Here is a 20,210-nt window from a genome sequence, read left to right on the forward strand (position 1 = left end):
ACGCGATGTCACTTTTCGCGAGATTCAGCTCACCTTCTGTGCATGAATCAATCATGGCGTCGGCACGCTGCGAATGCAAGCGTCGGATGCACGTGCATCCGCACGTTTTCCACTTCGTGACCCGAAAACCTGGTTTCCGCCTGCGGAGAGCCCTCGAGGCGACCGGCGAACACCGTTCAACAGCGGCCCTGAGTGTCTATTTGTCAGGACAAATAGACCTCGGCTGACCGGTTCAGCACTACGCTGTGTGATCGTGGATGTGAAGACTGGCGGCTTATGTAAGAACTTCGGCAGATTGCCGGTCGTCCATGCGATGATGTCTGCCTGCGGAGTGATGTCGCCGCTGAGCCGAACTGCTGGGGGCTGTGGGAGGTGGGTGTGACCGAGTCGGGCGCGCAAAGCGGGCCGACTGCGCTCCGGATCATCCTGGGGGCGCACCTGCGAAGGATGCGGGAGGCGGCGGGGATCAGCCGCTCCGACGCAGGCTGGGAGATCCGCTCGTCGGAGTCCAAGGTCAGCCGGATGGAGCTCGGCCGTGTCGGCTTCAAGGAGCGCGACGTCAGCGACCTCCTGACGCTGTACGGCCTGGACGACGGCGAGGAGCGCGAGCGACTGCTCTCCCTCGCGCGCGACGCGAACAACCCCGGCTGGTGGCACCGCTTCGGCGACGTGCTGCCGAGCTGGTTCCACTCCTACCTGGACCTCGAGTCCGCCGCCCAGCTGATCCGTACCTACGAGCTGCAGTTCATCCCCGGCCTACTGCAGACCCCGGAGTACGTGCGTGCCGTCGTCCAGCTCGGCCGCGGCCTGATCCCGGCCGACGAGGTCGAGCGCCGCGTCGCGCTGCGGGTGAACCGGCAGGGCATCCTGACCCGGCCCGACCCGGTGCGGCTGTGGGCCGTCGTCGACGAGTCGGTGCTGCGCCGGCCGATCGGTGGCGTGAAGGCGATGCGGCTGCAGCTGGAGCACCTGCTCGAAGCCACCCACCTGCCGAACCTGACGCTCCAGGTGATGGAGTTCGAGGGCGGCGGCCACGCCGCGACCGGCGGCGCGTACAGCATCCTGCGTTTCCCGGAGCAGGACCTGCCGGACATCGTCTACATCGAGCACCTGACCAGTGCGCTGTACTTGGACAAGCTCGAGGACCTGGACCGCTACACGGCCACCATGGAAGCGCTGTGCGTCGCGGCGCCGCCGCCGAACAAGACGCGCGACATCCTCTCCCGCATCCTGCGCTCGTACGACGACTGACGTTCCAGCGCGCCGGTCCGGCGTTCAGCTGTTGTCGGTCAGCCAGGTGATCAGCGGCTTGGTCGCACGCCAGTCGGCGCGCACCAGCTCGGCGAGCTCGGGCGTGTGGATCACCGGCTCGAAGCCGTAGGACTTCCCCACGGTCAGCGACTTGTGCCGGAGCAGGTCGATCCGCGGGTGGTCCGCGTCGTACCCGCGCGGGCTCGTCTTCAGCTTGTCGCCGCCGATCTCCCAGCCGGCCCCGGTGAGGTCGGCCAGCAAGCGCTCGAGCTGCTTGCCGCGCCGGTCGTCGTCGATCGCCGTCCGGACCCGGCCGAGCCGCTCCGAGCTCGCCTCGTAGAACCCGGCCGCGACCCGCACACCGGGCGCCGAGACCTGCACATACCACCCGGTCGCCGGCGCGACGTCGATGAACGCGCCCTGGTGCGTCTTGTACGGCGTCTTGTCCTTGGCGAACCGCACGTCGCGGTACGGCCGGAACAGCTTCGCCGGGCCGAACTCCTCCTCCAGCTCCGCCAGCAGCGCCGCCATCGGAGCGCGGACCGACTCCTCGTAGACGTGCTTGTGCGCCGTCCAGAACGTCTTGCTGTTGTCCATCTCGAGGTCGTCGTAGAAGTCCAGCGCCGCGGCCGGGAACCCGGTGAAACTCATGCTGTCACGATAGTTCGAAGTTGATTCAGTGTTTGCGCTGCGGGTACCGGGGCGGTCTGCCGACCGAGCAGGTGCGCCGGCAAAGACCTGGCGCATGCCGGCGCACCGCCATCAGGCCAAGGACCCGAAGAACGCCCGGATGTCGTCGACCAGGACCCCGGGTTGTTCGAGCGCGGCAAAGTGACCGCCGTGCGGGTGGCTGGTCCAGCGGACGATGTTGTTGGTCCGGTCCGCGATGTGGCGCAGCGGGATGAAGTTGTCGTGCGCAAGATCCAGCAAGGCGGTCGGGGTGGCGGACGGCTCCGGCGGCTGACCCCAGTACGGCGCATGCGCTCGCTCGTAGTAGATGCGGCCCGCGGATCCCGCCGTACGCGTGAGCCAGTAGAGCATCACGTTGGTGAGCAGCAGGTCGCGGTCGATGGCGCTCGCCGGATCCGACCACTCCGCGAACTTCTCGGCGATCCAGGCCAGCTGCCCGACCGGGGAGTCGGTGAGCGCGTAGGCGAGGGTCTGCGGTCGCGTCGACTGCAGGTCGGCGTACCCCTGCTTGTCCTTCGCCCATTCCTGATACCGGCGCCACGAGGCCCAGGTGCGTTCGCGCTCGGCCGGGTCGAGTGGCTCGAGCTCTTCCGGTGTCGGCTCGGCGGTCGCGCCCGCGCCCGGGATGAGGTTGAGATGTACGCCGACCACCTGCTCGGGGTGGAGCCGGCCGAGCTCACGTGAGATCGCGCCACCCCAGTCGCCACCTTGGACGCCGTACCGGTGGTAGCCCAGGCGCGTCATCAGCTCGGACCAGGCCTCGGCGATGCGGAGCAGCTCCCAGCCGGTGTCGCGGGTCGGCCCGGACAAAGGGAATCCGGGGATGCTCGGGATCACCACGTGGAAGGCGTCGGCCGGGTCGCCGCCGTACGCGCGAGCGTCGGACAGCGGTCCGGCGACGTGGGTGAACTCCACGATCGAGCCCGGCCAGCCGTGGGTGAGGAGGAGTGGCGTCGCCTCCGGCTCGGGCGAGCGGATGTGGGCGAAGTGGACGTTCGCGCCGTCGATGGTGGTCGTGTACTGCGGCCACTCGTTCAGGCGCCGCTCCGCCGCGCGCCAGTCGTAACCGTGACGCCAGTACTCGACTAGTTCCCGGAGATGCGTCTTGGGTACGCCGTACGCCCACCCGACATTGGGGAGCTCGTCCGGCCAGCGCGTCAGGTCGAGGCGTGCGCGCAGGTCGGCCAGGTCGCTCTCCGGCACGTCCAGCCGGAACGGTTGGATGCTCAGGCGCTGACCTTGTCCCGGACGACCTTCACGGCCGCTGCGGCGATCAGGCAGAGCACGCCCGCGCTGATCACGATCGTGACCAGCGTGCCGGCGCTGTTGAGGGCGTTGTCGCAGGCCATCGGGGTGATGCCCGCGGCCGGCTGGAACGCCGAACCACAGACGGTGCCACCGGCCGAGACCGACCGGAAGCCGAGCGCCACCCCGCCGAGGGTGATGACCACCCCGGCGATGGCAAGAATCTTGTTCAGCGTCGTCACGACGATCCCGGCGCCGCTGATCGCGGGCATGCCGACGGCACGCCCCGTGAGCCCCGTTGCACTTCGTTCACTCCTGACCTCGACTGACACCCGGATTCGAACCTACGGTCCGGCGCCGGGTGATCCACACTCGGGCGGGCGGTCAGCACTGATTCTTCACACAGTCCTTACTCAGGACATGACCGGCCGTGACGATCGTCTCAGACCGCGATGTGGCCCCGGTCACGTGCCCCAGCACCTCCTCGGCGACTACTTCTGGCGCAGCGCATCCAGCAGCAGATCGAGGTGACCGCGGTGCTGCGCGGTCTCCTCGATCATGTGCAGATAGATCCACCGCAGGCTGACCAGCTGCTCCCCGAACGACGCCCGGGCGGCCAACGCATCCAGTGAGTCGATCCGCGCGGTGATCCGCCGGCTGGTGTCGCATGCCTCGACGTACAACTCCCGCAGTACGGCGACCGAGTCAGCCGCCGCCGAGTGGAACTCCCAGTCCGGGTCCTCGTCGAACGGCGCCGAGCGCCACGGCTCGGCGCTCGGTGCGTCGAGCAGTTTGTGGCTGAACCAGAGGTCCTCCATCGCGGCCAGATGCTTCACGATTCCGCCGACGGTCAGCTCGGTCGCCGGCAGGAGGTGCTGAGCGGCCTGCTCGTCGGTGAGGCCGTCCAGGGCACGGAGGACGGCTGCGCGGTGGAAGTCCAGGAACTGTTCCAGCATCGGGCGCTCGTCGGTAGCCACCTGTGGGTAGTCGCTCACGGACTGATTGTGCCCGGGGACCTGGCGTGTCGCCTTCCGATGCTCTAGCCTCAACGTATGAAGAGTTCTGCAGATGTGCAGAGCGCGGATGCCTGCAACGTCCGGCTCGTGGATCCGGAGCGGGTGGCCAGCGTCAACGCCAGGATGCCCGCCGAGGCGGACGTGGTCGACACGGCAGACGTGTTCAGCCTGCTCGGCGATCCACGCCGGCTGAAGCTGCTGGTCGCGCTGCTCGACGGCGAGCTGTGCGTCTGCGATCTCGCTGCCGTCACCGGGATGAGCGAGTCCGCGACCTCCCACGCCCTCCGGCTGCTGCGGGCGCACCGGGTGGTCGCCGTACGACGGGACGGCCGGATGGCGTACTACCGCCTGGACGACGCCCACGTCCGGATGCTCGTCGACCTGGCGGTCGCGCACACCGAGCACACCGACGCCATCCACCCCGAAAGGTCCGACGCATGAGCGAGGAACACGGCCACGGTCACGGCCACGGGGTCAGCGCCGACGCGGACCGCAAGCTGCTGAGCGGTGCGCTTGCGCTGATCGTCGGCTTCATGGCCGCCGAGGTGGTCGTCGGTATCGCGGCCGGCTCGCTCGCGCTGATCACCGACGCGGCCCACATGCTGACCGACGCGATCGCGATCGTGCTGGCCCTGATCGCGATCCGGCTGGCCGCCCGGCCGCCGGCCGGGGGGTTCACCTTCGGCCTCAAGCGGGTCGAGATCCTGTCCGCGCAGGCGAACGGCATCACGCTGCTGCTGCTCGCGGCCTACTTCGTCTACGAGGCGATCCACCGGATGATCGACCCGCCCGAGGTGAAGGGCGCGCTGGTGCTGATCACCGGTGTGGTCGGCATCGTGGTGAACCTGATCGCCACCTGGATGATCAGCAAGGCGAATCGCAGCAGCCTGAACGTCGAGGGCGCTTACCAGCACATCCTGAACGACCTGTTCGCGTTCATCGCGACCGCGATCGCCGGTCTCGTCGTCCTGGTCACCGGCTTCGCCCGCGCCGACGCGATCGCCGCGCTGATCGTCGCCGCGCTGATGCTGAAGGCCGGCGTCTCGCTGGTCCGCGACTCCGGCCGGATCTTCCTCGAGGCCGCGCCCGCCGGACTCGACCCGCAGGCTCTCGGCGCCGAGCTGTGCGCCGTGGAGGGGGTCGTCGAGGTGCACGACCTGCACGTCTGGGAGATCACCTCCGGCGAGCCGGCCGCCTCCGCCCACATCCTGGTCGCGGAAGGACTCGACTGCCACCAGATCCGCGTGCGGATCGAGGCGCTACTGGCCGAGCGTCACAACCTGACGCACTCGACCCTCCAGGTCGATCACGCCACCGGCGACGAGGTGGACGCGCACTGCAGCGACGCACACGGCACCGTGCACCGGTCGATCACAGCCGCTGGAAGAGGACCTGACCCGGCCATTCCGAGTCATTGACCGGTACGGCGAACTCGACCATCCGGGTGAAGCCCTGCTTCTCGTAGTACCGGACCAGTGCCCCGTCGCCACCGGCGAAGCAGTCCACCCGCAGCAGCCCGACGCCGGCGTCTCGTGCCAGTTCGCGGGCGTGGTCGAGCAACGCCGTACCGATGCCCTGGCCGGCGGAGGCCCGGTCCGTCACGAGCAGGCGCACGTACAGCTCCGGCTCCTCGGCCGGCGGCACGTACGGCATCGCGTCCCCCACGGCCAGCGCCCCGACGACCCGCCCGTCGTCCTCGGCCACCCACAGCCCGCCGTCGTCCGCGAACCCGGTGATCTGCGCGATCCGCCGCGGGTTCGTCGAGTGCGGCTCGGTGCCCCACTGGTCGGTCCGTCCCCGCGCGACCAGCCACTCGGTCGCGCCGTCCAGCAAAGCCAGCACCTCGGGTACGGCGGAGTGCCCTGCCGGGCGGATGGTGATCACCGATCAACAATAGATGTCGAAAACCGGTGCTCTGTCTCTACCTAGTGGGTGAAGGCACCCCGAGAGAGGAACTCACCGTGACCAAGAAGACCGGAAAGCTGGACAAGACGTTCACCGCGCCGCTGCAGAAGAGCGACGCCAAGGGCGGCTGGACCTTCGTGCAGATGCCGGGCTCGGCCGAGTACTTCGGCACCCGCGGCCTGGTGAAGGTCCGCGGCACGATGGACGGCCACCCCTTCGAGAGCTCGTTCATGGCGCTGGGCGACGGCACCCACAAACTCCCGGTGAAGGGCACGCTCCGCGACCTGATCGGCAAGCACCCCGGCGACGAGATCACCGTCCACCTCGAGGAGCGATTGGGGTGAGGGGTACAGATCGACAGGACGTATACGTCCACGGCCGGAAGCTGCCCGGCTGAATCCGCCGGGCAGCCGGCTCGATCGACGCACACCTCCTGTCGAACTGCACCAGGCGCTCACGCGAGCGACACCAGGTCGAGGTAGTCGTCGGTCCAGAGGTCTTCGGTGGCGTCGGGGAGGATCAGGACCCGGTCGGGCCGGAGGGCCTCGATGGCGCCCTCGTCGTGGGTGACCATGACGATTGCGCCCGGGTAGCTGCCGACCGCTCCGAGCACCTCGTCGCGCGAAGCCGGGTCCAGGTTGTTGGTCGGCTCGTCCAACAGCAGCACGTTGGCGCCGGAGTGGACCAGCCCGGCCAGCGCCAGGCGGGTCTTCTCGCCGCCGGACAGCACGTGCGCCGGCTTCTCCGCGTCGTCACCGCTGAACAGGAACGAGCCGAGCACGTTCCGGACCTCGCCGTCGGTCAGGCCGGGCGCGACCGACGCCAGGTTTTGCCGGACAGTCCCAGCGAGGTCCAGGGTGTCGTGCTCCTGGGCGAAGTACCCGAGCCGCAACCCGTGACCGGGGACCACCTGGCCGGCGTCCGGCTCCTCGCGACCGCCGAGCAGCCGGAGCAGGGTGGTCTTGCCCGCGCCGTTCAGCCCGAGCACGACCACGCGACTCCCCCGGTCCACGGCCAGGTCGACTCCGTCCAGCACCTGCAGGCCGCCGTACGCCTTCCGCAGACCGGTGGCGCGCAGCGGAGTCTTCCCGGACGGCGCCGGCTCCGGCAGACGGATCCGGGCCACCCGGGCGGCACGCCGTACCGGCTCGAGGTCGGAGAGCAGCTTGTCCGCCCGCCGCGCCATGTTGCGCGCGGCGACGGCGGTGTTGGCGCCGGCCTGCATCTTCGCCGCCTGGGCGTGCAGGACCGCGGCCTTGCGCTCCGCCGTGGCCCGTTCCCGGGTACGGCGACGCTCGTCGAGCTCGAGCTGGTCGAGGTACTTCGCCCAGCCGGTGTTGTGGAGGTCGATCGTGGTCCGCTGCGGGTCCAGGTGGAACACCCGGTTGACCGTTGCCGCCAGCAACTCGCGATCGTGGCTGATGACCATCAGGCCGCCCGGGTAGCCGAGCAGGAACTGCCGCAGCCACTGCACCGAGTCCGCGTCGAGGTGGTTGGTCGGCTCGTCGAGCAGCAGCGTGTCGTGCTGCGCGAACAGGATCCGGGCCAGCTCGACCCGGCGCCGCTGACCGCCGGACAACTCGCCGACCGGCTGCTCGAGCGCCCGGTTGGGCAGGCCGACGCCGGCCGCCAGCCGCGCCGCCTCCGCCTCGGCCGCGTAGCCGCCGCCCGCCTGGAACCGCGTCTCGGCCCGGGCGTACGCCGCCATCGCCCGCTCCTGCGCCTCGCCGGTGGCGGTGCTCATCGCGGCCTCGGCCTTGCGCAGGTCGCGGACGGCGACATCCAGCCCGCGAGCGGACAGGATCCGGTCGGTGACCGTGATGGCCGGGTCGGCGGCCCGCGGGTCCTGCGGCAGGTACCCGACGGAGCCGGTCACGCTGATGGAGCCGGCGGCCGCGCGGTCCTCGCCGGCCAGCGTCTTCATCAGGGTGGTCTTGCCGGCCCCGTTACGGCCGACCAGCCCGACGCGGTCGCCAGGGCTGACGTGAAAGGAAAGGTCGGACAGCAGCAGGTGGGCGCCGACGCGAATATCTACACCGCGGACGGTGATCATGGTTACTCTCCGTGAAAGCTGGTGGACACACTTCTGGCGTGGAAGCGGGTCCGCAGCTAGACACAGAGGCAAGTAGCCATGCGCCCAGAGTAGGTCGATCCCGGAGAGCCACCAACTGATTTAGTGCAGCCGCACTCTCGGGTCCAGGACGGCGTACGCGATGTCGACCAGGATGTTGGCCACCACGACAGCGGCCGAGGCGAACAGGACGATGCCGATGATGACCGGGAGGTCCTGCTGGTTGATCGCGGTGACCGCGGTCTTGCCCAGTCCGGGCAGGCTGAAGACCGTCTCGATGACGACCACGCCGCCGACCAGCTGACCCAGGTCGATGCCGAACTGCGTCACCACCGGCGTCATCGCGCTGCGCAGGCCGTGCCGGACGATGACGCGACTCTCCCGCAGGCCCTTCGATCGCGCCGTACGGATGTAGTCCTCCCCCAGCACGTCGAGCATCGAGCCGCGGGTCAGCCGGGTGTACGTGGCCGCGAGCAACAAAGCCAGCGCGATCCACGGCAGCAGCAGGTGCTGGAACCACGGCCCGAAGCCCGCGCTCAGCGCCGAGTAGCCGCCGGCCGGGAACCAGTCGAACCCGGACAGCGTGAGCCGGAAGTACAGGAAGTACAGCAGCAGCAACCCGAGCAGGAACGACGGGAACGAGTAGAAGAACAACGAGAACAGCGTCAGCCCACGATCGGCGAGCGACCGCGGGTGCACCGCCGAGATCACCCCGTTGAACACCCCGAGCAGCAACCACAGTACGGCGGCTCCGAGCGCGAGCGAGACCGTGATCGGCAGCGCCTGCCCGATGATCGTGGTCACCGGCACCTGGTGGTAGTAGTCGTACCCGAGGTTGCCCTGCGCCGCGTTCTCGACGAAATGCAGGTACTGCTTCCAGACCGGCAGGTCCAGCCCGAGCCGGTGCTTGATCAGCGCGATCGTCTCCGGCGTCGCCTGCCGGCCCGCGAGCGTCTGCGCGACGTTGCTCGGAGCAACGAAGAACAGCGCGAACACCGCCACCGTGATCAGCCAGAGGACGAGGATCCCGTGGCCGACCCGGCGAATCAGGAACAGTGCCATGTCCTAGGTCCGATCCGCTCGGGGGTCGAAGGCGTCCCGGACCCCGTCGCCGAACAGGTTGAACGCCAGCGTGGTGATCAGCAGCGCCAGACCGGGGAAGAGGATGAACCACCACGCGGTCGTGTAGTAGTTCTGCGACGCGCTGATCATCCCGCCCCAGTCCGCGGTCGGCGGCGGCAGCCCGAGCCCGAGGAACGACAGCGTCGCCTGGGTCACGATCACCACCGGGATCAGCAGCGTGGTGTAGACGATCACCGGCGCCAGCACGTTCGGCAGCACGTCGACGAACATGATCCGGACGTCGCCGGCGCCGAGCGACCGGGCCGCCTCGACGAACTCACGCTCGCGCAGCGACAGCACCTGCCCGCGCACGATCCGGGCCACCGACGCCCAGCTGAAGAACCCGATCACCAGCACGGTCACGGTCAGGCTGGGCCCGGTGACCGACACCAGCGCGATCGCGACCAGCAGGAACGGCACCGACAGTACGACGTCGATCAGCCGGGCCAGCACGGTGTCGACGATCCCACCGAGGAACCCGGCGGCCAGCCCGAGGACGACGCCGATCGCGACGGTGATCGCGGTGGCGATGACGCCTACGAGCAGGGACACGCGGGCGCCGTACGCGATCCGGACCAGGATGTCGCGGCCGAGGTCGTCGGTGCCGAACCAGAACGTCCCGTTCGGTCCGCGTGGCAGCCCGTCCTCGGTCAGCCCGATGTCGCGGTACTGCTCGTTCGGCGGGTGCCCGGTGACGTGCGCGAACAGCGGCGCGAAGACCGCCATCAGCACGATCAGCACGATCACCCCGAGCGAGACCACCGCGACCTTGTCCCGGCGCAACCGCCGCAATGCAAGCGCAAACGGGCTGCGCCCCTCGATCGCCGGCGCCTCGACCGAGGTGTCCACCAACTCCAGCGCGGTGGTCATGAGGCCTTGAGATCCGGTATGGCGGTGGACAGGTCCTCGCCCAGTTCCAGCGGATGGAGGCAGGCCGTGCGGTGGTCGTCGGGATCGTCGAGTACGGCGACCAGCGCCGGCTCGCCCGCTGCGCAGTCGGCCCGGGCCTTCGGGCACCGGGTGTGGAACCGGCAGCCGGCCGGCGGATTCGTCGCGGCGGGGATGTCACCGCCGAGGATGATCTGCTCGCGGCTGTCGGCGGTGTCCGGATCCGCGACCGGCAGCGCGGACAGCAGCGCCCGGGTGTACGGGTGCCGGGTCTGCGCGAACAGATCGGCGGTGGGCGCGATCTCCGCGATCTGGCCCAGGTACATGACCGCGATCCGGTCGCTGACGTGCCGGACCACGGACAGGTCGTGCGAGATGAACACGTAGGTGAGGTCGAACTCGCGCTGCAGATCGGCCAGCAGGTTGATGATCTGCGCCTGGATCGAGACGTCCAGGGCCGACACCGGCTCGTCGCAGATCACCAGCTTCGGTCGCAGCGCCAGCGCCCGGGCGACCCCGATCCGCTGCCGCTGACCGCCTGAGAACTCGGCCGGGAACCGGTTGTAGTGCTCGGGATTCAGCCCGACCAGTTCCATCAACTCCTGGACCTTCTTCTTCCGGTCCAGGCCCGACGCGATGCCGTGGATGCTGAACGGGTCGCCGATGATCGAGCCGACTCGGCGGCGCGGGTTCAGCGACCCGTACGGGTCCTGGAAGATGACCTGGACCTCACGCCGGATCGGACGCATCGCCTTGCGGGACAGCGTGCTGATCTCGGTCCCGTCGAACCAGACCGAGCCGGACGTCACGTCGTACAGGTGGGCCATGCAGCGGGCCAGCGTCGACTTGCCGCAGCCGGTCTCGCCGACCAGGCCGAGGGTCTCACCCTTGTGGACCTCGAGGGAGACCCCGTCGACCGCCCGGACCACCTCCCGCGAGTGCGTGGGGAACTCCTTGCGGACGTTCTCCACTTTCAGCAGTACGTCGTCGTTCATGAAGCGATCGCCTCGCTTACGTCGTGGGGTAACCAGCAGGCCGACTGGTGCCGGGGGTCGCCGCCGACGTCGGCCAGCGGCGGCGTCTCCGCGCGGCACTTGTCGAACACGTGCGGGCAGCGGGACGCGAACGGGCACCCGGCCGGGAGGCTGATCAGGCTCGGCGGGCTGCCCGGGATCGGCGTCAGCCGCTCGCCGGAGCGGGCCGGCAGGGAGGCCAGCAGCCCTTGGGTGTAAGGGTGATGGTTGTGGTAGAAGATGTCGCGGCGCGGCGCGCGTTCCATCACCGAGCCGGCGTACATCACGACCACGTCGTCGGCCATCTCCGCGACCACGCCGAGGTCGTGGGTGATCAGGATGATCGCCGTGCCGAACTGGTCCTGCAGTCGGCGCATCACGTTCAGCACCTGGGCCTGCACGGTCACGTCGAGGGCGGTGGTCGGCTCGTCGGCGATCAGCAGCGCCGGGTCGAGGGCCATTGCCATCGCGATCATCACCCGCTGCCGCATCCCGCCGGAGAACTGGTGCGGGTAGTCGTCGATCCGCTCCGCGGCCCGCGGGATGCCGACCAGCGTGAGCAGGTCGGCGGCGCGTTGCCGGGCCTCCGCCTTGCCGATCGCCCGGTCGTGCGCCCGGATCATCTCGACGATCTGCCAGCCGATCCGGTAGTGCGGGTGCAGGCTGGACAGCGGGTCCTGGAAGATCATCCCGATCCGGTCCCCGCGCAACCGCCGCAGGGTGGCCGGGTAGGCGGTGATCAGGTCGGTGCCGTCGAAGTACGCCGTACCGGAGACCTGAGCGCCCCGGGTCAGGCCGGTGATGGTCTGGGTGGCGACGCTCTTGCCGGAGCCGGACTCGCCGACGATCGCCAGCGTCTGCCCGGCCTCGACGTCGAACGACAGACCCCGGACGGCACGGACGGTACCGTCCGGGGTGTCGAAGGAGACCCTGAGGTCCCTCACTTCAAGCAGGGCCATGAGGTTAGCCGCCCTGCTTGTCCTTGGAGAGCCACACGTTGGTCGGGTCGTAGTTCTGCATCGAGGGGACGTAGACGGCGTTGTTCACCTGCTCGGCGTGGTAGTTCGCCTGCTTGTTATTGGTCAGCGGGTAGAACGCGGCCTGGTCCATCACCCGCGCGTCCGCCTTGGCCCACAGCTCGGCGGCCGCGTCGGTCGTCGGCGCCGCGATCGCCTGCTTGATCAGCGCGTTGGTCTCCGGGTCGTTGTAGAGGCCGAAGTTGCTGCCGATCGGCGGGAACGACGGCTCGCCGGAGAACAACGGGTTGAAGAAGGACAGCGCCGCGTTGCCGTACCAGTCCGCGCCCCAGCCGGCCAGCGACAGGTCCCACACCCCACGCCGCGCGACGTCCGGCACCTGCAGGTACTTCACGTAGAAGTCCGCGTTCGGCGACGGCACACCGGTGACCGTGATCCCGGCCTTGGACAGGTCCTGCTGGATCGTCTGGAACGTCTTGCTGCTGCCCTCGGTCGCGTTCCGGTAGAGGAACTTCAGCGTCAGGTGCGGGTACCCGGCCTCGGCGAGCAGCTGCTTGGCCTTGTCCGGGTCGTACGGGTACGGGTCGATCTGCTTGGACCCGGTGATCACGTCCGGCAGCACGTGGGTGAGCGGTGGGTTCAGCGTCTTGCCGCCGAGCACCTGCAGGATGTGGTCACGGTTGATCGCGTAACTGATCGCCTGACGCACCTTCGGGTTCTCCAGCGCCTTGTTGTTGTTCGGCGACACGGTGTTGTAGATGACGTACGGGTTCGAGCTCGCGGTGTCGCCGATGGTCAGGTTCGGGTCATTCTTGGCCTGCAGGGCCGGCAGCTGCGACGGCGGTGGCGGGACGTCGAACTCCATGTCGGCGCTCGGCGTACCGGTCTGCAGTTGCTGCTGCACCGAGTCCTGGGTGACGGTCTCGTTCACCACGATCTTGTCGACGTACGCCTTGCGCACCGGGTCGGTGGATGCGTCCCAAGCCGGGTTCCGCGAGTACGTGATCGACTTGGTCGGCACCCACGAGTCGACCTTGTACGGGCCGTCGGACGGGTAGTTGTTGCCGAGCTCGGTGCTGGCCGGCAGGTACTTCAGCACCTCGACCGGGGCCGGGGAGAAGGCCGGCAGCGTGAGCATGTCGACGAAGTAGGTGGCCGGCTGGGTGAGGTGGAACTCGACCGTGGTCTGGTCCTTGGCCACCACGCCGGGCAGCGGCGTCTTGTCGATGTAGGCCTGGATCGCGGCCGGGGTCTTGTCCACCTTGGCGAAACCGTCGGCGAAGGCCTTGTAGCCCACGATCAGGTTCGCGAAGTCGGGGATGCCGCCGAACGGCTGGACCGGGTTCGCGGTCCGCTTCACGCCGCGGACCATGTCGGCGGCGGTCACCTGCCGGGCCGGGGACGTGTTCCACTGCGCGCCGGGCCGGATCTTGATCGTGTACGTCTTGCCGTCGGCGCTGATCCCGCCGTTGTCCTTGGTCGGGATCTCGGTGGCCAGGTCGGCCACCGGCTTGGTGTTCGCGCCGCCCGGCTCGGCCGGGTAGGTGAACAGCTGGCGGCTCCACATCCGCAGGTTCAGGTAGCCGACCGAGTAGTAGCTGATGTTGGGATCCATGTAGTCGACATCGCCGGCCCCGAGCATGTTCAGGGTGCCGCCGGTGACCGGTGTGGCCGCGGTACTTCCGGATCCGGACGGTGATCCGCCACCACTGCTGCATGCGGCGAGCGCGAGCGTCGCCACGGCGGCAAGGGATACTGCCGCCAGCCGTCTTCTGGCCATTGGTCCTCCTCCGGGACTCGATGAGGCCGAAGCTAGGACGGCGAGCGCCGTACGGAAGGCCGGTCACAGAACCGTCAGAGCCTTGTCACCGCGAGTCCGCGCGAAGATGACGAAGTCATGACAGACGTCACTCACAGTTGGGCCTGCTGTGGGTCACACTGGACCGGTGACACACAGCTTGCTGTTGGTCGACGACGAGCCGCGGATCCGCCGGGTCCTGCGGCTGGCCCTGGAGGACGAGGGCTACCAGATCGCCGAGGCCGCCAACGGGTACGACGCCATGGCCGCACTGCGCCGGGAGCCGCCGGACGTGGTGCTGCTGGACCTGATGCTGCCCGACCGCGACGGTTTCTCCGTCTGCCGCGAGATCCGCCGGGCCAGCGACGTACCGGTGATCATGGTGACCGCGCGGACCGACAGCCACGACGTGGTGGCCGGGCTCGAGGCGGGAGCGGACGACTACGTGACCAAACCGCTGGTGGCCAAGGAGCTGTCGGCCCGGATCCGGGCGCTGCTGCGCCGGGTCGAGCCGGCCAACGCGCGGCAGTCAGAGGTGCTGGTGGTCGGCGACCTGCGGATCGACGTGCTGGGCTACGAGGTGACCCGGGGCGACACCGTGCTGTCGCTGACCCGGACCGAGTTCAAGCTGCTCGCCGAGCTGGCCGGCGCCGAGGGCAAGGTGCTGAGCCGTGAGCAGCTGCTGTCGAAGGTGTGGGGCTACGGGTACTTCGGGGACAGCCGGATCGTGGACGTGCACATCCGCCGACTGCGGCTGAAGATCGAGCACGACCCGGCCAGCCCGACGCACCTGGTCACCGCGCGCGGCCTGGGCTACCGCCTGGTGAGCTGACCGGTGCGGAGGCGGCTGGCGCGGTGGGGGCGGCAACGGATCGGGCTCAGCCTGCGCGGCCGGGTCATGCTGGCCTACGGGCTGCTCGCGCTCGGACTGTCCGCGGTCCTCGCTCTCGTCACCTGGACCGTGGTCTCGGAGTACCTCACCGACCAGCGTGAGACGTCGGCGCAGGTGCAGACAGCCGACAACGCGGCAGCGTTCCAGTACGGCTTGTTCGGCCCACCGCAACCCTGCCGGCCGGACCGGGAGCACGTCGAGTGCGGCACCGCGACCCTCAAGCCGGACGTCAGCGTGATCGACCTGCTGAACAGCTTGCCGTCCACCGACTCCGCCTCCTCGATGGTGTTCTACGACGGCCAGTGGTACTCGATGACCGGGCGGCCGTCCGACCTGCCCGCCGACCTGCTCGAGCAGGTCCGCAACGGCAGTACGGCGCAACGCCGCCTGGTGGTCGGTGGTCAGCCGGTGCTCGCCGTCGGCGTACCGCTGCGCGGGCCAGGAGAGGTCTTCTTCGAGTGGCATCCGCTCGGCAGCCTGGACAACACGCTGCGGACGTTGAAGCTCACGCTGATCCTGGCCGGGCTCGTCACCGTGCTCATCGGTCTCGCGGTCGGACGGCTCGCGAGCACGCTGGCGCTGCGCCCGCTCGCCGCGCTGACCCGGGTCGCGGACGCGGTGGCGCGCGGACAGCTGGATGCCCGGCTGCAGGTCGAGGACGACCGCGACCTGCGTGGCCTGGCGCGGTCGTTCAACCAGACTGCGGCCGACCTGGAGCGCCGGGTGGCGGCCGACGCGCGGTTCGCCGGGGACGTCAGCCATGAGCTGCGGACGCCGCTGATGACGATGCTGAACTCGATGCAGCTGATCCAGAACCATCGCACCGAGCTGCCGGGCGCCGTACGAGAGCCGGTCGAGCTGCTCGGCGACGATCTCGAGCGCTTCCGGCGGCTGGTGATCGACCTGCTGGAGATCTCCCGGGACGACGGCGGCGACCGGGGCAGCCGGGAGATCGTCCGGATCGCCGATCTGGTCCGCGCCGCTGCGAACGCGGCCGCCGGGCGGGACGTGACGACTGTCGAGCCGGAGGCCGAGAGCCTGACGCTGCAGGCGGACAAGCGCCGGCTGGAGCGCGTGATCGCCAACCTGGTCGAGAACGCCGAGGACCACGCCGGCGGCTGCAAGGGCGTCGGGGTCGAAGCCGGCGGCCTGGGTGTCGTCATCACCGTCGACGACGCCGGGCCCGGCATCCCCGCGGCCGACCGGGACCGGATCTTCGAACGCTTCGGCCGTGGCGAGACCAGCAACCGCAGCCGCGGCGTCGGCCTCGGGCTGGCCATCGTCGCCCGGCACGTCCAGTGGCACCACGGCGCCATCACCGTCACCGAGCGCCCCGGCGGCGGAGCTCGCTTCGTCGTCGAGCTCCCCGCCAAGACCACCTAGATGGTCCCGAATCGCGGTGTGATCCGGTTGGATGTGGACTCATGAAGATCGTGGTGTACGGCGCCGGCGGGATCGGGTGCTACGTCGGCGGAAGGCTGGCCGCGACCGGAGCGCCGGTGACGTTCGTCGGGCGGCAGCGCTTGGCGGACGAGTTGGCCACGCACGGGCTGCGGCTGACGGACTACCTCGGCGCGGATCTGCGGGTCGAGGCGGCGGACGTTCGGTACGAGACGTCACCCGCCGCGGCCGCCGAGGCGGATCTGGTCCTGGTGACGGTGAAGTCCGCGGCGACCGAGGGCGCGGCCGCCGAGCTCGCCGAAGTCCTCAAGCCCGGCGCGCTCGTCATCAGCTTCCAGAACGGCGTCCGCAACGGCGAACTGCTGCGAGAGCGGTTGACCGATCAGGCCGTGGTCACCGGGATGGTCCCGTTCAACGTGCTGAACCGGGGTGGTGGCGTCTTCCACCAGGGCACCGAGGGAGCGCTCGACATCCAGCGTCATCCGGGGCTGGCGCCGTACCTGGAAGCCTTCGCCAAGGCCGGGCTGCCGCTGACGCAGCACGACGACATCCTGCCGGTGCAGTGGGCGAAACTCCTGCTGAACTTGAACAATCCGATCAACGCGCTGTCCGACCTGCCGTTGCGGGACGAGCTGTCGCAGCGCTCGTACCGGCGCTGCCTGGCCGCGGCGCAGGCCGAGACGCTCGGGCTCCTGGATGCTGCCGGCATCGAACCGGCCAAGCTCCTGCCGGTCCCGATGCACCGCTTCCCGATGATCCTCCGGCTGCCGGACTTCCTGTTCCGTCGCCTTGCCGCCAAGATGCTCGCGATCGACCCGCTCGCCCGCACGTCGATGTGGGAGGACCTCCAGGCCGGCCGCACCACCGAGATCGACTACCTGAACGGCGAAGTCGTCCGCCTCGCCGACTCCCTCGGCCGCCCCGCTCCGGTCAACGCCAAACTCGTGCAGCTGATCCGCGAGGCCGAGACGAACCGCCGCCCGTGGCCCGGTCCGGATCTCCTCCGCGAGCTCCAGAGCTGATCTCGATATTTGCTACAAGTACTCTCGAATAATGATCGCCTACGACGTGGCAGTGGTCGGCGGAAGTGTAGCCGGGCTGCAGGCTGCGCTGACGATTGCGCGGGCGCGACTGCGGGTCGTGCTGTTCGACGACGGCCACCCGCGCAACCGGACGGCCGCGCACGTGCACAACTACCTGGGAGTGGGGAGTCCGTCGCCGGCCGAGCTACTCGCCGCCGGACGCCAACAGCTCGAGCAGTACGGCGTCGAGGTGCGGACTGCTCGCGTCAGCGAGATCAGCGACGACTTCGTGGTCGACCCGGTGGAGGGTCCGAGCGTGCAGGCGCGAGCGATCGTGCTCGCAACCGGGTTGCGCGACGAACTGCCGGATGTGCCAGGCGTCGCCGAGGCCTGGGGACGGTTGGTGGTCGCCTGTCCGCATTGTCACGGGTGGGAAGTTCGCGACCAGCCGCTGGTGCAGTTGGGCATGCGGGGCTTGCCGGATCGGTCGGTCGAACGCGCACTGTTGCTCAGCCGGTGGAGCGACGAGGTCGTGCTCTGCACCGACGGCGACGAGTTGAGCGACGAACAACTGGCTCGATTGCACACTGCCGGCGTGCGGGTGCGCGGGGAGAAGGTCGAGGCTGTGGTTAATGGTCGTGTCGTACTCGAGGGCGGTGATGTGCTGCTCCCAGCGGCTGTGTTCGTGGTCGTTCGCCAGCATCAGCAGAGTGATCTGGCGGCTCGCCTCGGTTGCCAGGTCGACGATGGCGCGGTGGTTGTCGACAGCAACGGCCGGACCACAGTCCCTGGCGTCTATGCGGTGGGAACGACCGCCGTACCGAGCCTCTTTGCGATCGGCGCGGCGGGCCACGCGAGCACGACGGCCGTCGCGCTGCACGCCGATCTGCTGGAGCGCGACCTCAAATCATAGGCGCGCGGCGGGTGGGAGGTCGGCCGGGTCGGCGGTGCGCCAGGCCAGCGGGTCGGGGCCGAGTCGGCGCAGCTCGGTGAGCTGGAGGACGCACCACGGAGACAGCTCCGGGAGGTCGAGCGGCCACTCGGCCCAGCGGTACGACGCGACTTCGCTCGGATTCGGCGTGGGGTCGCCGGTCCAGGGAACCCGGTAGACGGGACACAGCTCGTTCTCGACCACGCCGGTCGGCATCTCGGCGCGGTACCGGAACTCCGGCAGCACCAGGTCGACCAGGTCCGCGACGATCCCGAGCTCGTCGACGAGGCGGCGCCGTACCGCGTCCACCACCGGCTCGCCCGGAAGTGGGTGCCCGCAGCAACTGTTGGTCCACGCCCCGGGCCAGGTCGGTTTGTCCAACGCCCGTTGGGTGATCAGGACCCGGCCGGCCTCGTCGACGACGTAGCTGGAGAACGCCAGGTGCAACGGGGTCGCCGCATGGTGGACCGTCGCCTTGGCCTCGGTCCCGATCGCCCGGCCGGCCTCGTCCAGCAGCACAACGCGCTCCTCCGTCACAATCCAGGAGCCTAGTCGACGAGTCGTTTGCTACTGTGTCGAGCGTGATCAAGCGACGTGTGGCGTATCGACCGGCTCTGGGAGGGGCCGGCAGTCGGTAGTACCCGCACCTCGCTCCACCCAGAGCCTCCGGCACAGGAACCCGGTTCCTGTGCCTTTGTCGTCCGGAGGCGTCTGCGGGGTGCCTCCTGTCTCGAGAGGAATCCCATGGTCGAACCTCAGGTGGTGGTCGAGCGACTACGCCGTACCACCGACACCATCGTCGGCGAGAGCGAGCTGCTCGAACGGCTGGCGACGGGCCGGCAGCTGCGGATCAAGTACGGCGTCGACTGCACCGCGCCCGACCTGCACCTCGGACACGCGGTCAACCTGTGGATGATGCGCCAGCTGCAGGACCTCGGCCACCAGGTTGTCTTCCTGCTCGGCGACGTGACCACGCGGGTCGGCGACCCGACCGGCCGCTCCGAAACCCGACCGCAGCTCACCCCGGCGCAGATCGAGGCGAACGCGCAGTCCTTCCTCGAACAGGTGTCACTCGTGCTGCGCACCGACCCCGAGGTGCTGGAGATCCGCCGCAACTCCGAGTGGTACGACAGGATGGCCGTGGCGGAGCTGTTGAGCCTGTTCGGCCAGGTCACGCAGGCCCAGCTGATGGCTCGGGACATGTTCCGGGAGCGGGTCGCGGCCGGGCGGGAGATCGCGGTGCACGAACTGGTCTACCCGGTGCTGCAGGGATACGACAGCTTCGCGATGCGCAGCGATCTCACGATCGTGGGCTCGGACCAGCTGTTCAACGAGCAGCTCGGCCGGCACTTCCAGCAGCGACTTGGGGCGCCGCCGCAGGTGGTGATGACGACCACGATCACGCCGGGGATCGACGGCCGGGCGAAGCAGTCGAAGTCGCTGAACAACTACATCGGGCTGACCGACAGCCCGCGGGACAAGTTCGGCAAGCTGATGAGCATCCCGGACTCGCTGGTGGAGAGCTACGCGCACGTCTACACCGAGCTTGCCCTCGACACAGTCGCCGCTCTTGGTGCGGCCGCGTCCGCCGGTGGGCCGGCGGCACGCGACGCCAAGCTCCGGCTGGCCGCAGCCGTCGTCACCCGCTACCACGGCGCCGGCGCGGCCCGGGCCGAGCTCGAGGCGTTCACCCGCACGTTCTCAGAGGGCCACCAGCCGACCGACATCCCGGAGGTCCTGGTCCCGTCCCACACACCGACCGTTCTCGAACTCCTCCAGGCTGCACGCCCGTCCGACAGCAACTCCGCCCTCCGCCGCCTGATCCGCGCCGGCGCGGTAACCATCAACGGAACCCGAGCCGCCGATCCAGCCGACACCGTGGACCTGAGCGCCGACGTCGTACTCAAGTCCGGCCCACGCACCTGGCACCGGCTCAGCCATCGGCGGTCTCCGGAAGAAAGTGGTCACTGAGCGACCACCTTCTTCCG

At 69.2% G+C, this 20,210-nt stretch carries 21 protein-coding genes; 9 read left to right on the forward strand and 12 right to left on the reverse strand.

Translation table 11 applies throughout. From position 1 onward, the window contains the following. Positions 1 to 378 precede the first annotated feature (378 nt). A complete protein-coding gene (locus ACIBGM_RS07825) occupies positions 379 to 1,251 on the forward strand; it encodes a helix-turn-helix transcriptional regulator (protein WP_360524973.1) in 873 nt (290 codons plus the stop codon). 24 nt (positions 1,252 to 1,275) lie between these two features. Here ACIBGM_RS07825 and ACIBGM_RS07830 read toward each other — a convergent pair whose 3' ends face one another. From ACIBGM_RS07830 to ACIBGM_RS07845, 4 genes are all read right to left on the reverse strand, one after another. After that, a complete protein-coding gene (locus ACIBGM_RS07830) occupies positions 1,276 to 1,902 on the reverse strand; it encodes a DUF2461 domain-containing protein (protein ID WP_396384851.1) in 627 nt (208 codons plus the stop codon). Between the two features lie 111 nt (positions 1,903 to 2,013). Then, a complete protein-coding gene (locus ACIBGM_RS07835; RefSeq protein ID WP_396384916.1) occupies positions 2,014 to 3,222 on the reverse strand; it encodes an epoxide hydrolase family protein in 1,209 nt (402 codons plus the stop codon). After that, entirely contained in the window at positions 3,168 to 3,458 is a 291-nt protein-coding gene (locus ACIBGM_RS07840; RefSeq protein WP_396384852.1) for a hypothetical protein, read from the reverse strand. Before ACIBGM_RS07840 ends, ACIBGM_RS07835 begins: the two co-directional genes overlap by 55 nt. 219 nt (positions 3,459 to 3,677) lie before the next feature. After that, positions 3,678 to 4,181 (reverse strand): DinB family protein, encoded by a 504-nt coding sequence (locus tag ACIBGM_RS07845; RefSeq protein ID WP_396384853.1) that lies wholly within the window; start codon positions 4,179 to 4,181, stop codon positions 3,678 to 3,680. 57 nt (positions 4,182 to 4,238) lie between these two features. On the opposite strand from ACIBGM_RS07845, the gene ACIBGM_RS07850 reads away from it, so the two are divergent. Continuing rightward, entirely contained in the window at positions 4,239 to 4,643 is a 405-nt protein-coding gene (locus ACIBGM_RS07850) for a metalloregulator ArsR/SmtB family transcription factor (protein WP_360524961.1), read from the forward strand. Further along, entirely contained in the window at positions 4,640 to 5,620 is a 981-nt protein-coding gene (locus ACIBGM_RS07855; protein WP_396384854.1) for a cation diffusion facilitator family transporter, read from the forward strand. The genes ACIBGM_RS07850 and ACIBGM_RS07855 overlap by 4 nt, the downstream gene beginning before the upstream one ends. Here the strand turns inward: ACIBGM_RS07855 and ACIBGM_RS07860 are convergent. Further along, on the reverse strand, positions 5,574 to 6,086 hold the full coding sequence (locus tag ACIBGM_RS07860) for a GNAT family N-acetyltransferase (protein WP_360524956.1): 513 nt from the start codon (positions 6,084 to 6,086) through the stop codon (positions 5,574 to 5,576). The genes ACIBGM_RS07855 and ACIBGM_RS07860 overlap by 47 nt on opposite strands. Before the next feature lie 77 nt (positions 6,087 to 6,163). Between ACIBGM_RS07860 and ACIBGM_RS07865 the strand changes: the two genes are divergently transcribed. Further along, positions 6,164 to 6,451, forward strand: coding sequence for a DUF1905 domain-containing protein (locus tag ACIBGM_RS07865; RefSeq protein ID WP_360524953.1), 288 nt, complete (start codon positions 6,164 to 6,166; stop codon positions 6,449 to 6,451). Between the two features lie 110 nt (positions 6,452 to 6,561). Here the strand turns inward: ACIBGM_RS07865 and ACIBGM_RS07870 are convergent, their stop codons facing one another. From ACIBGM_RS07870 to ACIBGM_RS07895, 6 genes are all read right to left on the reverse strand, one after another. Continuing rightward, positions 6,562 to 8,160 carry an ABC-F family ATP-binding cassette domain-containing protein gene (locus ACIBGM_RS07870; RefSeq protein ID WP_360524950.1) on the reverse strand — a complete coding sequence of 533 codons (1,599 nt, stop codon included), beginning with the start codon at positions 8,158 to 8,160 and terminating at the stop codon, positions 6,562 to 6,564. A 120-nt stretch (positions 8,161 to 8,280) separates the two neighbouring features. Then, positions 8,281 to 9,240, reverse strand: a complete 960-nt coding sequence (locus ACIBGM_RS07875; protein WP_360524947.1) for an ABC transporter permease — start codon at positions 9,238 to 9,240, stop codon at positions 8,281 to 8,283. Positions 9,241 to 9,243: 3 nt separating this feature from the next. Next, positions 9,244 to 10,170: an ABC transporter permease gene (locus ACIBGM_RS07880; protein ID WP_396384855.1), complete on the reverse strand. Its 927-nt coding sequence runs from the start codon at positions 10,168 to 10,170 to the stop codon at positions 9,244 to 9,246. Then, positions 10,167 to 11,183 (reverse strand): ABC transporter ATP-binding protein, encoded by a 1,017-nt coding sequence (locus tag ACIBGM_RS07885; RefSeq protein WP_396384856.1) that lies wholly within the window; start codon positions 11,181 to 11,183, stop codon positions 10,167 to 10,169. Before ACIBGM_RS07885 ends, ACIBGM_RS07880 begins: the two co-directional genes overlap by 4 nt. Continuing rightward, positions 11,180 to 12,145, reverse strand: coding sequence for an ABC transporter ATP-binding protein (locus ACIBGM_RS07890; RefSeq protein WP_396384857.1), 966 nt, complete (start codon positions 12,143 to 12,145; stop codon positions 11,180 to 11,182). The genes ACIBGM_RS07885 and ACIBGM_RS07890 overlap by 4 nt, the downstream gene beginning before the upstream one ends. A 19-nt stretch (positions 12,146 to 12,164) precedes the next feature. Beyond that, positions 12,165 to 13,958 (reverse strand): ABC transporter substrate-binding protein, encoded by a 1,794-nt coding sequence (locus ACIBGM_RS07895; protein WP_396384858.1) that lies wholly within the window; start codon positions 13,956 to 13,958, stop codon positions 12,165 to 12,167. Positions 13,959 to 14,124: 166 nt separating this feature from the next. On the opposite strand from ACIBGM_RS07895, the gene ACIBGM_RS07900 reads away from it, so the two are divergent. The 4 genes from ACIBGM_RS07900 to ACIBGM_RS07915 are packed head-to-tail and all read left to right on the forward strand — an operon-like array spanning position 14,125 to position 18,204. Then, a complete protein-coding gene (locus tag ACIBGM_RS07900; protein WP_360524932.1) occupies positions 14,125 to 14,808 on the forward strand; it encodes a response regulator transcription factor in 684 nt (227 codons plus the stop codon). A gap of 3 nt (positions 14,809 to 14,811) precedes the next feature. Further along, positions 14,812 to 16,251, forward strand: a complete 1,440-nt coding sequence (locus ACIBGM_RS07905) for an ATP-binding protein (RefSeq protein WP_396384859.1) — start codon at positions 14,812 to 14,814, stop codon at positions 16,249 to 16,251. A gap of 41 nt (positions 16,252 to 16,292) precedes the next feature. Further along, positions 16,293 to 17,291 carry a 2-dehydropantoate 2-reductase gene (locus ACIBGM_RS07910; RefSeq protein ID WP_360524926.1) on the forward strand — a complete coding sequence of 333 codons (999 nt, stop codon included), beginning with the start codon at positions 16,293 to 16,295 and terminating at the stop codon, positions 17,289 to 17,291. Positions 17,292 to 17,322: 31 nt separating this feature from the next. Next, positions 17,323 to 18,204 carry an NAD(P)/FAD-dependent oxidoreductase gene (locus ACIBGM_RS07915; RefSeq protein ID WP_360524923.1) on the forward strand — a complete coding sequence of 294 codons (882 nt, stop codon included), beginning with the start codon at positions 17,323 to 17,325 and terminating at the stop codon, positions 18,202 to 18,204. Here ACIBGM_RS07915 and idi read toward each other — a convergent pair. Next, positions 18,199 to 18,759 carry an isopentenyl-diphosphate Delta-isomerase gene (idi, locus tag ACIBGM_RS07920; RefSeq protein WP_360524920.1) on the reverse strand — a complete coding sequence of 187 codons (561 nt, stop codon included), beginning with the start codon at positions 18,757 to 18,759 and terminating at the stop codon, positions 18,199 to 18,201. The genes ACIBGM_RS07915 and idi overlap by 6 nt on opposite strands. 207 nt (positions 18,760 to 18,966) lie before the next feature. On the opposite strand from idi, the gene tyrS reads away from it, so the two are divergent. Next, on the forward strand, positions 18,967 to 20,193 hold the full coding sequence (gene tyrS, locus ACIBGM_RS07925) for a tyrosine--tRNA ligase (protein ID WP_396384860.1): 1,227 nt from the start codon (positions 18,967 to 18,969) through the stop codon (positions 20,191 to 20,193). Positions 20,194 to 20,210 lie beyond the last annotated feature (17 nt).

Origin of the sequence: Kribbella sp. NPDC050470 (assembly GCF_044458365.1) — a bacterium.
Lineage (GTDB): Bacteria > Actinomycetota > Actinomycetes > Propionibacteriales > Kribbellaceae > Kribbella.

Excerpts from the sequence above, each read along its gene's own strand:
- ACIBGM_RS07880 (WP_396384855.1), bottom strand. The coding sequence starts at position 10,170 with ATGACCACCGCGCTGGAGTTGGTGGACACCTCGGTCGAGGCGCCGGCG.
- ACIBGM_RS07910 (WP_360524926.1), top strand. The coding sequence starts at position 16,293 with ATGAAGATCGTGGTGTACGGCGCCGGCGGGATCGGGTGCTACGTCGGC.
- ACIBGM_RS07870 (WP_360524950.1), bottom strand. The coding sequence starts at position 8,160 with ATGATCACCGTCCGCGGTGTAGATATTCGCGTCGGCGCCCACCTGCTG.
- tyrS (WP_396384860.1), top strand. The coding sequence starts at position 18,967 with ATGGTCGAACCTCAGGTGGTGGTCGAGCGACTACGCCGTACCACCGAC.
- ACIBGM_RS07915 (WP_360524923.1), top strand. The coding sequence starts at position 17,323 with ATGATCGCCTACGACGTGGCAGTGGTCGGCGGAAGTGTAGCCGGGCTG.
- ACIBGM_RS07885 (WP_396384856.1), bottom strand. The coding sequence starts at position 11,183 with ATGAACGACGACGTACTGCTGAAAGTGGAGAACGTCCGCAAGGAGTTC.
- ACIBGM_RS07855 (WP_396384854.1), top strand. The coding sequence starts at position 4,640 with ATGAGCGAGGAACACGGCCACGGTCACGGCCACGGGGTCAGCGCCGAC.
- ACIBGM_RS07830 (WP_396384851.1), bottom strand. The coding sequence starts at position 1,902 with ATGAGTTTCACCGGGTTCCCGGCCGCGGCGCTGGACTTCTACGACGAC.
- ACIBGM_RS07875 (WP_360524947.1), bottom strand. The coding sequence starts at position 9,240 with ATGGCACTGTTCCTGATTCGCCGGGTCGGCCACGGGATCCTCGTCCTC.
- ACIBGM_RS07850 (WP_360524961.1), top strand. The coding sequence starts at position 4,239 with ATGAAGAGTTCTGCAGATGTGCAGAGCGCGGATGCCTGCAACGTCCGG.
- ACIBGM_RS07895 (WP_396384858.1), bottom strand. The coding sequence starts at position 13,958 with ATGGCCAGAAGACGGCTGGCGGCAGTATCCCTTGCCGCCGTGGCGACG.
- ACIBGM_RS07840 (WP_396384852.1), bottom strand. The coding sequence starts at position 3,458 with ATGCCCGCGATCAGCGGCGCCGGGATCGTCGTGACGACGCTGAACAAG.